The sequence below is a fragment of the Citrobacter sp. wls718 genome (genome assembly GCF_005280945.1).
In the GTDB taxonomy this organism is placed as follows: Bacteria; Pseudomonadota; Gammaproteobacteria; order Enterobacterales; family Enterobacteriaceae; genus Citrobacter; species Citrobacter gillenii.
The window spans coordinates 2,464-2,704 of record NZ_SZWV01000011.1 but is presented as its reverse complement, the minus strand read 5'-3'; positions in this window follow the sequence as shown (position 1 = coordinate 2,704).

The following is a 241-nucleotide window of genomic DNA, read 5'->3' as shown; positions in this document are numbered from 1 at the left end:
GGAAATATAGGGGCCAATCCACAAGGCATAATGTTGGAACAGCGTGTGATACACACTTAGCATCATGTTTTGTATGTGTTTTTTTTAAAACTTTACAACTTTAAAGTCTTTTTCAGGTTAAAGGATACAACTTTAATGTCTCTACACAGTCGACTGCTAACACCTGAGCACCAGGATAGAAACTGTTCTCCAGGCTGGATCGGCGATACATCCGGCCTGTTGAGTATTTTTTCCCTCCTTC